8 protein-coding genes are annotated in these 7,935 nt (G+C 71.0%); 4 read left to right on the forward strand and 4 right to left on the reverse strand.

Annotated features, from left to right (window positions below; genetic code table 11):
- Positions 1 to 50 precede the first annotated feature (50 nt).
- Complete coding sequence (locus DS837_RS25950) at positions 51 to 1,052, reverse strand: alpha/beta hydrolase family protein (RefSeq protein ID WP_247890136.1); 1,002 nt, start codon at positions 1,050 to 1,052, stop codon at positions 51 to 53.
- A 253-nt stretch (positions 1,053 to 1,305) separates the two neighbouring features.
- Between DS837_RS25950 and DS837_RS25955 the strand changes: the two genes are divergently transcribed.
- Positions 1,306 to 1,971, forward strand: a complete 666-nt coding sequence (locus DS837_RS25955) for a MarC family protein (RefSeq protein ID WP_149167377.1) — start codon at positions 1,306 to 1,308, stop codon at positions 1,969 to 1,971.
- Between the two features lie 10 nt (positions 1,972 to 1,981).
- On the opposite strand, the gene DS837_RS25960 is transcribed toward DS837_RS25955, so the two are convergent.
- From DS837_RS25960 to DS837_RS25970, 3 genes are all read right to left on the reverse strand, one after another.
- The gene (locus DS837_RS25960) at positions 1,982 to 3,040 is read right to left on the reverse strand and encodes a Glu/Leu/Phe/Val dehydrogenase dimerization domain-containing protein (RefSeq protein WP_149167378.1); all 1,059 of its coding nucleotides are present in this window, start codon (positions 3,038 to 3,040) and stop codon (positions 1,982 to 1,984) included.
- Between the two features lie 384 nt (positions 3,041 to 3,424).
- Positions 3,425 to 4,039, reverse strand: coding sequence for a DUF2076 domain-containing protein (locus DS837_RS25965; protein ID WP_170295978.1), 615 nt, complete (start codon positions 4,037 to 4,039; stop codon positions 3,425 to 3,427).
- A gap of 325 nt (positions 4,040 to 4,364) precedes the next feature.
- Positions 4,365 to 5,480 (reverse strand): AI-2E family transporter, encoded by a 1,116-nt coding sequence (locus tag DS837_RS25970; protein ID WP_149167379.1) that lies wholly within the window; start codon positions 5,478 to 5,480, stop codon positions 4,365 to 4,367.
- Between the two features lie 228 nt (positions 5,481 to 5,708).
- Here DS837_RS25970 and DS837_RS25975 point away from each other — a divergent pair, with 228 nt between their 5' ends.
- The 3 genes from DS837_RS25975 to DS837_RS25985 all read left to right on the forward strand — a co-directional run.
- Entirely contained in the window at positions 5,709 to 6,386 is a 678-nt protein-coding gene (locus DS837_RS25975) for an HAD family hydrolase (protein ID WP_149167380.1), read from the forward strand.
- Positions 6,383 to 7,267, forward strand: a complete 885-nt coding sequence (locus tag DS837_RS25980; RefSeq protein ID WP_149167381.1) for a lipid kinase — start codon at positions 6,383 to 6,385, stop codon at positions 7,265 to 7,267. The genes DS837_RS25975 and DS837_RS25980 overlap by 4 nt, the downstream gene beginning before the upstream one ends.
- Before the next feature lie 295 nt (positions 7,268 to 7,562).
- On the forward strand, positions 7,563 to 7,935 hold a 373-nt coding region (locus DS837_RS25985; protein WP_149167382.1), incomplete at its 3' end, for a GntR family transcriptional regulator.

A 7,935-nucleotide genomic window follows, 5' to 3' on the forward strand; every position in this document is an offset into this window, starting at 1 on the left:
CGTTTTTCTTGATGGTTGGCAGGTGTTGGGGGCGTTCCGGCCCTGGTGGGTCAGGGCGCGGCGTTCAGCGTCCGCCGGAAATAGTCGAGGACCTCGTCGTTCAGCCGCGCGTGGAAGCCGGCGCGGTCGAAGCCCGGCGGGTCCTGCACCGTCGCGCCGAAGCGGGCGGCGGCGCTGGCCGGGACCGGCGTCAGGAAGGCGTAGTGGCCGGCGCCGGGGACGAGGTCGTATTCCGGCGGCCGGGGCAGCAGGCCGCGCACCCGCGCCACCTGGAGGGCGCCGCTCTCGTCGCCCTTCTCCGCCTCGTACAGCCGCACCGGGACGGTGACGCGGGACAGCGCGCCGTCCCCGAACAGCGCACCGACCGGGTCCATCAGCAGCAGCGACCGGATGCGGGAGTCGGTGGCGGCTTCCAGCCGCTTCGGGGCGGCCGCGGCGGTGGTCTTGGCGCCCGCCGGGCAGAGGCTGCTATTGTCCGGATGGGTGGTGCAGACCTGGGCCAGCCGCCCCGGTTCGGCGACCCCGCCCGCCACCGCCAGCGCCGCATGGCCCCCGGCCGCGTAGCCGAGCACGCCGATGCGCTGCCGGTCCACCCGGAAGCCCATGGGCGAGGAGGCCAGCACGGCGTCCAGTGCCGCGCGGAGCTGCAGCGGCAGTTCCGGCCACAGCGGCACGGTGCCGACCCGGTCGCCCCTGCCGGTTCCGGGATCGGCGCCGGGCTCCATGCCGCCGAGATGGGTCACGATGGCGGTCATCATCCCGCGGCGCGCCAGGAACAGGGCGACGCTGACCATCGCCAGCCCGTTGCGCGCCGGTCCCTGGGTCATCATCACCAGCGGCATGGAATTCAGCGCCGGCCCGCCCTCCGGGGCGACGTTCAGGTGATAGGGGCCGCGCCGGATCGGCTGGACGGGATCGCGCGTCGGGTAGAGCAACAGGATCGGCACCGTCTTGCCCGTGCCCGGATCGGCGTAGGCGATCTGCGACACCGCCGCCCGGAACTGGGCCGGCGTTTCCGCCCGCGCAGGCAGGATCGGGAGCAGCCCGGTCATCACAAGAGCCAGAACCCACCGCCGTGTTCGCGGACTCATCGCAACCCCTCCGGCATTATGTCTCGAAGCCTTCCCCGCTAGGGGGGAGTGTGGCCGTCTTGCCGGTCGAACGGCAAGAGCGTCGTGTCTTCCCTCTAAACAATGGGGCCTGAACAATGGGATCCGCAAATCATAGCGCCTTGCCAAGGAACGGGCCGCGCTGTACCACGGCGGTGAGCCCAGCGAACCGCCAAGGCACAGGCCGGCCCGTCCCATGTTCGACAGCTTCCTTCTCGCCTTCACAGCGCTGTTCTCGATCGTCAACCCCATCGCCATGGCGCTGATCTTCAGCCAAGTGACGGCGGAGCGCAGCCACGGCGAGCGGGTGCAACTCGCCACGCTGGTCGCCGTCTATTCGGCCATCGTCATGCTGACGGCCCTGTGGGCGGGGTCCTATGTGCTGAATTTCTTCGGCATTTCGCTGGCGGCGCTGCGGATCGCCGGCGGCTTCGTGGTGGCGGAGCGCGCCTGGGCGCTGCTGAGCGCGCCGGAAGCCCACGAGGCCCGCAAGCAGGAGCAGGCCGCACCGGCGGAGGATGCCGGGGAATCCGATGTCGGGGAATCGGCCTTCTTCCCCCTGACCATTCCCTTCACCACCGGCCCCGGCACCATCTCCGTCGCCATCGCGCTCGGCGCCACCCGCCCCAGAGGCACAGAGGGGCTCGCCGAATTCTTCATCGGCGTGTCGGCGGCGGCGCTGGCCATCGCGCTGCTGATCTGGCTGTCCTACCGTTCCGCCGACCGGCTGGTGGCGCTGCTCGGCCACACCCGCGCCCGCGTGCTGACGCGGCTGTTCGCCTTCCTGCTGTTCTGCGTCGGCGTCCAGATCCTGCTGACCGGCATCCTGGACGCCTTCCCCGCGCTGGCCTCGGGGCGCTGACCAGCCCAAATCAGCGTGCGCGCCCCACGCGCTGGCGGGCCATGCGGTCGGCCACGGCGGCGGTCGGTTTGCGCTCTATGTCGGCGCGGGCGAAGATCTCGGTCAGCGTGTCGGCGATCCGCTCGATGTGGCTCATCACGCGGCCGTGGTCGTAACCGGCGCGCTCGTAATGAACGTCGATCACCCCGCCGGCGTTGATGACGTAATCGGGGGCGTAGAGGATGCCGCGGTCGGCCAGCGCCTGCCCGTGCCGGGCCTCGGCGAGCTGGTTGTTGGCGGCGCCCGCGACGACCGGGCCGGTCAGCCGCGGGATCGTGGCGTCGTTCAGAACGGCGCCCAGCGCGCAGGGGGCGAAGACGTCCACCTCCAGATCGAAGATGGCGTCGGCGGACACCGGCGTGGCGCCGACGCGGTCGGCCACGCGCCGCGCCTGCGCCTCGTCGATGTCGGCGACCCACAGCCGCGCCCCGGCCTCGGCCAAATAGCGGGCGAGATGCCCGCCGACGCTGCCCACCCCTTGGATGGCGACGGTCAGCCCCTCCAGGTCGGTGCGGTGCAGGCGATGGCGCACCGCCGCGCGGAGCCCGACGAAGACGCCGTAGGCGGTTGAGGGGGAAGGGTCGCCGCTACGCGTGCCGCCGCTTGCGGTCGCCTTCTCGACGACGCCGGAGACATGGGCGGTCTCCAGCGCCATGGTCTTGATGTCGGGGACCCCGGTGCCGGAATCCTCGGCGACGATGTAGCGTCCGCCCAGCCGCTCGACGTGGCGCCCCATGGCGCGCAGCAGCGCCTCGCTCTTGTCCGTGCGCGGGTTGCCGATGATGACCGACTTGCCGCCGCCCAGCGGCAGGCCGGCCAGGGCCGACTTGTAGGTCATGCCGCGCGACAGGCGCAGCGCATCGCGCAGGGCCTCCTCGTCGCTGGCGTAGGGCCACATGCGACAACCGCCCAGCGCCGGGCCGAGCGCGGTGTCGTGGATGGCGATGATGGCGCGCAGGCCGGACGCGGCGTCGGAGCAGAAGACCACCTGCTCATGGTCGTCGAAATCGGGATGGTCGAACAGTTGCACGGCTTCCTCCAAATTTTTTCTTTTTGAAAAAGCGGAAATCACCGGGACGCAAAGCTCGGGCGTTGCGCGCGGAAGAGGTCCGCGCGCCGTGCGGTGGTACGGCGTGTCCGCTTTTCCTTGCCCTGTGCTTCACCCCTGCATGGTCGGGCGGGGAAGCGACGGGCTGTTCTCTTGAAGGAAACTAGATGCGCATGAAAATGCTGGCAAGACGGACGGTTGGCCGGCCTGCAAAAAGCAAGGAGATGAGCGCCGGGGCGGTCCGGCGGCGGGAAAGTGTCGCGGACGGGACCGCGAACGATAATTTCCGGTCCGCTTATCCTATGGGAAAGAGGCCGGGGACCGGCCGGGCGTTGGGGGGAGCCCGCCCGGCCGGTCCCCGCGGGATCAGAATTCCTCCTCGTCCCCGCCGAAGCCGCCCCACGAATCCTCTTCGCTGGGGATCTCCTCGGCCACCTGATCGACGGCGCCCTGGGCCTCCTGGGCGATGGCCTCACCGCCGCCGGAGAAGGCGCTGGACAGCGCGCTGCCGATCAGCATACCGCCGGCCACGCCCATGGCGGTCTGCATGGCGCCGGCCATGAAGCCGCCGCCGGCCCGCTGCGGCTGCTGGGCGTAGGCGGCGACGCGCGGGTCGCCGTAGGCCGGGGCGGCGCCGGGGGCCTGGCCCCAGGGCGAGCCGCCGGGGCGCTGCTGCGGGGCGGGGGCAGGCTTGGCGCCGCCGCCGCCGAACAGGCCGCCGAAGATGCCGCCGCCGCCGGCCGCCGCGGCCGGGCGCTCCTGAAGCTGGCGCTCCAGCTCCTGGTTCTGGTTCTGCGAGGCGGCCAGCGCCTGCTCCAGCATGACGATGGCCTGGGCCATCAGGTAGGGCGCGCCCGGCTGGCGGGCGATGGTGTCGCGGATGTGGGCTTCGGCCTGCGGGTCGCGCGGGCCGGACTGGGCCTCGGCCTGACGCAGCTTGGCGAAGAGGTCGTCAATGATCTGGCGTTCGGTCTGGTCCATGGCGGTGCTCGTGCTCTCGGTGGTTTGAGGGATGGTCCGGCCGTGCCCCGGTGCGTCGCCCATTGGATGGGCGGCGGCGTCCGGAGGGGGCCGGAAAGATGTGGAGGGTGTGGGAGAGGTCTGGGGATCGCGGGTCCATGGGAGCATTCAGTCCCTCCAAGTGCGGTCACGCCCGTCGGCGCAAGAGCAGGTGAAGAGATCCGACATCGCGACCACGTCTAAGTCGCCAGAGGGGCCCGGATCACAGGTCTCGGAGACGTGGGGAGGGCCGGGAAACCTGTCAAGAGAGGGGGGCGCCAGAAAAACAACGGAAAACAGCGCTGCGTTATTCGGGCCGGGTGCGCGCCTCGAAGCGGCGGCGGTCGCTTTTGTCGCTGAGCACGAAGGCGAAGGGGCGCAGCGCGTCGATGTGGCTGAGCGCGATGGCGATCAGGACGGTCATCGGCACCGCCAGCACGGTCCCGGCGGCCCCCCACAGCCAGCTCCACAGCAGCAGCGAACTGACGATCACCAGGGGCGAGATGGCGAGCTGCTTGCCCTCCAGCCGCGGGCCGATGAAGTTGCCCATTACCTGCTCGATCACCAGCAGCCCGCCGGCGACCATCAGGGCGGTGGACGAACCGCTCTGGGCCAGCGCCATCAGAACGGGCAGGGTGGCCGCTCCCACCGACCCGATCACCGGGATGTAGTTCAGCAGGAAGGCCAGGAAGCCCCACAGGAACAGGAAGTCGATCCCGAACAGCGACAGCCAGCCGATGTAGAGCGCCCCGGTGATCAGCCCCAGCGTCGTGCTGACCAGCAGGAAGCGGCGGAACTGCTGGGCGATGGCGGTGACCGCGGTGACGGTGGTGGCGCAGCGCTCCGGCCCCAGCGTCTTGACGATCTTCTCGCGCCAGACCGGCGCCTCGACCAGCATCAGCAGGGCGAGGAAGAGGACGATGACCACCGTCGAGACGGCTTCCCGGGCCGCCGTCAGCACCGACGCGACGAGGCCGGACAGCGCCTCCGCCCCGCCGCCTCCGGAGTCGCTGCTGCTGGAATTGCCGAGAAACCGCTCGCGCAGCCCGTCGATCCAGCCGTTCGCCTGCCCCCACAGGCGTTGCAGCTCTTCGGCGTGGCGCGGCACCTCGCCGGCCACGCGCTGGCCGATGAACCACAGGCCCCCGGCGAAGACGGCCAGCACCAGCAGCACCGTCAGCATGGCGGCGAGCGGGCCGAGCAAGGCCAGCCGCGGCGGCACCCGGTCGCGCACCCAGCGCCCGACCGGCGCCACGGCGACCGCCACGAAGAAGGCCCCGGCCAGCGGGATGAGCACCGGCGCGGCGGCGCCGAGGCCCCACAGGACGGCCAGGGCGGCCAGCAGGCCGAGCAGCCAGAGGCCGAGCGTGATCCGGTCGATGGACCAGCGCCGATTCCCGTTCGCGTCCTCTCGCTGTGCCAAGGCCGTCCGCTCCCCGCTGTTGCGCCTGTCGTTGCGCCTATCGTTGCAATGCGCCGCCCGAGGGGCAGCATGAGCTTGACGCGGAACCGGCCGCGATGTTCCGCCGCGCCCCGTTCCCGGCGGGGGCGCAGAATTGCCGCCGGGGGGACGTTGCGGCGCAGCAGGCCCGGCACCAACTCACTGGGGCCGGCTCCGCCGGAGCGGGATTCAGCCTTGGGGACACACGCCATGGACCGCATCAACACGGCTTTCCTGTTCGACCTCGACGGCACGCTGATCGACAGCGTCTACCAGCATGTGCTGGCCTGGCAGGAGGCGCTGGACCATGAGGGGATCGAGCTGTCGGTCTGGCGCATCCACCGCAAGATCGGCATGAGCGGCGGCCTGTTCGCCAACATGCTGCTGCGTGAGACCGGCCTCGCCATCAGCCCGGAGCTTCTGGAACGGCTGCGCCGCCGCCATGCCGAGGCGTTCCGCGGGCTGGCCGGGCGCGTCCGCCCGCTGCCCGGCGCGCAGGAGCTGCTGTCCCACCTGACGGCGGCGGGCATCCCCTGGGCCATTGCGACCAGCGGGCGGATCGAGACGGCGCGCTCCGGCCTTGAGGCTCTGGGCGTCGACCCCGACAGGATACCGGTGGTGACGCGCGATCAGGTGAAATACGCCAAGCCCGACCCTGACCTGTTCCTGGCCGCGGCGGAGCGGCTGGCCGTGCCCATCGAGTCGGCCATCGTGGTCGGCGACAGCGTGTGGGACATCCTGGCCGCGCGGCGCGCCCGCGCGCTCAGCATCGGGCTGCTGTCCGGCGGCTACGGGCAGGACGAGCTGGAGCGGGCCGGCGCCTTCCGCGTCTATGAGGACCCGGCCAGCCTGCTGGAGCATCTCGACGAGGTGGGAGGCCGACGCTGAGCGCCGACCGACGCCGTGCGCTGCTGATCGTCAACGGGAAGGCCCGCCAGGGGCGGCGCGCGCTCGACGACATCCGGGAGGAGGCCGCGAAGGCGGGCGTCACCCTGATCCGCGCCGAGTGCCGCGAGCGGGAGGACATCGCCGAGGCGATCCGCGACCATGCCGACTCGGTGGACATGGTCATCATCGGGGGCGGTGACGGCACGATGAACGCCGCCGCCCCGGCGCTGGCCGACACCGGCCTGCCGCTCGCCATCCTGCCGATGGGCACGGCGAACGATCTGGCGCGCACGCTGGGAATCCCGCTGGATGTGCGGGAGGCGGCGAAGCTGGCGGTCAGCGGCCCGATCCGCCGAATCGACCTGGGCGAGGTCAACGGCGTGGCCTTCTTCAACGTCGCCAGCATCGGGCTCAGCGTCGAGCTGGCCCGCGAACTGACGCGCGAGATGAAGCGGCGCTGGGGCGTGTTCGGCTACGCCGTGGCGGCCTTCCGCGTGGCGCGGCGCATGGCGCCCTTCCGCGCCGAGATCCGCATCAACGGGACGCGGCACCGCGTCAAGTCGGTGCAGATCGGAGTCGGCAACGGGCGCCATTACGGCGGCGGCATGACCGTGCAGGAGAACGCCGCCCCCGACGACGGGCAGCTGGACGTCTACAGCATCGACCTGCGCGGCTGGTGGGAGTGGCCCCTGCTGTACCCGGACTTCCGGCGCGGCCGGCACGGGCACTGGAAGAACGTTCACGCCTGGTACGGGCAGGAGGTGGAGATCACCACCCGCCACCGCCGCCCCGTGAACACGGACGGCGACATCACCACCCACACCCCGGCGCGCTTCCGCGTACGGCCCGGAGCCGTCGCGGTGATCGCGCCGCCGCGGTGAGGCGCGGACTTTTGCCCCCTCCCTAGCCCTCTCCCGCCCAGCGGGGGAGGGCCGGGGTGGGGGAAGCGTCAGCCCTCCCCGCAACCCCTGCGCGACATTCTCCCCGCACTCCCTGTGCGCTCGTGAAACAATTCGCTGAGCGAACATAATCGCTTGCGGGCTAGTGGTATCTGGTATACCGTATCACCAATCCAAGCCGCTTCCCTTCTCCGGGGCAACGAAACCGCGGCCCAGACCCCTTCAGCCGGGGGCCCTCCCACGCGAGGGGAAAGAAGAGTCAGGGACGGGAACGCCAATGCAGACGATGAGTTTCTCGGTCGCACCCCTGGATCAGGGGATGAGCTTCAAGGCCAAGGCCTACCAGTCGCTGCGCCAGGCCATCACCCAGATGGACATCTATGGCGGGCCGAGCGAGATCCGCCTCGACGAGCGCCAGCTCTGCGAGGCGCTGGGCGTCAGCCGCACCCCGGTGCGCGAGGCCATGGCTCTGCTGGAGCAGGAGGGCTTCATCCGCTCCATGCCCCGGCGCGGCATCTTCGTGGTGCGCAAGACCAAGGCGGAGATCATCGAGATGATCACCGTCTGCGCGGCGCTGGAGGGCATGGCCGCCCGCCTCTTCGTCGAGCGCGCCGACGAGCGCGGCATGGCCGACCTGCACGAGACCTTCG

Origin of the sequence: Azospirillum brasilense (genome assembly GCF_008365405.1) — a bacterium.
Lineage (GTDB): Bacteria > Pseudomonadota > Alphaproteobacteria > Azospirillales > Azospirillaceae > Azospirillum > Azospirillum brasilense_D.

What these genes read in the sequence shown, in the direction of transcription:
- DS837_RS25950 (WP_247890136.1), bottom strand. Translation starts at nt 1,052, where the DNA reads ATGACCGGGCTGCTCCCGATCCTGCCTGCGCGGGCGGAAACGCCGGCC.
- DS837_RS25965 (WP_170295978.1), bottom strand. Translation starts at nt 4,039, where the DNA reads ATGGACCAGACCGAACGCCAGATCATTGACGACCTCTTCGCCAAGCTG.
- DS837_RS25955 (WP_149167377.1), top strand. Translation starts at nt 1,306, where the DNA reads ATGTTCGACAGCTTCCTTCTCGCCTTCACAGCGCTGTTCTCGATCGTC.
- DS837_RS25975 (WP_149167380.1), top strand. Translation starts at nt 5,709, where the DNA reads ATGGACCGCATCAACACGGCTTTCCTGTTCGACCTCGACGGCACGCTG.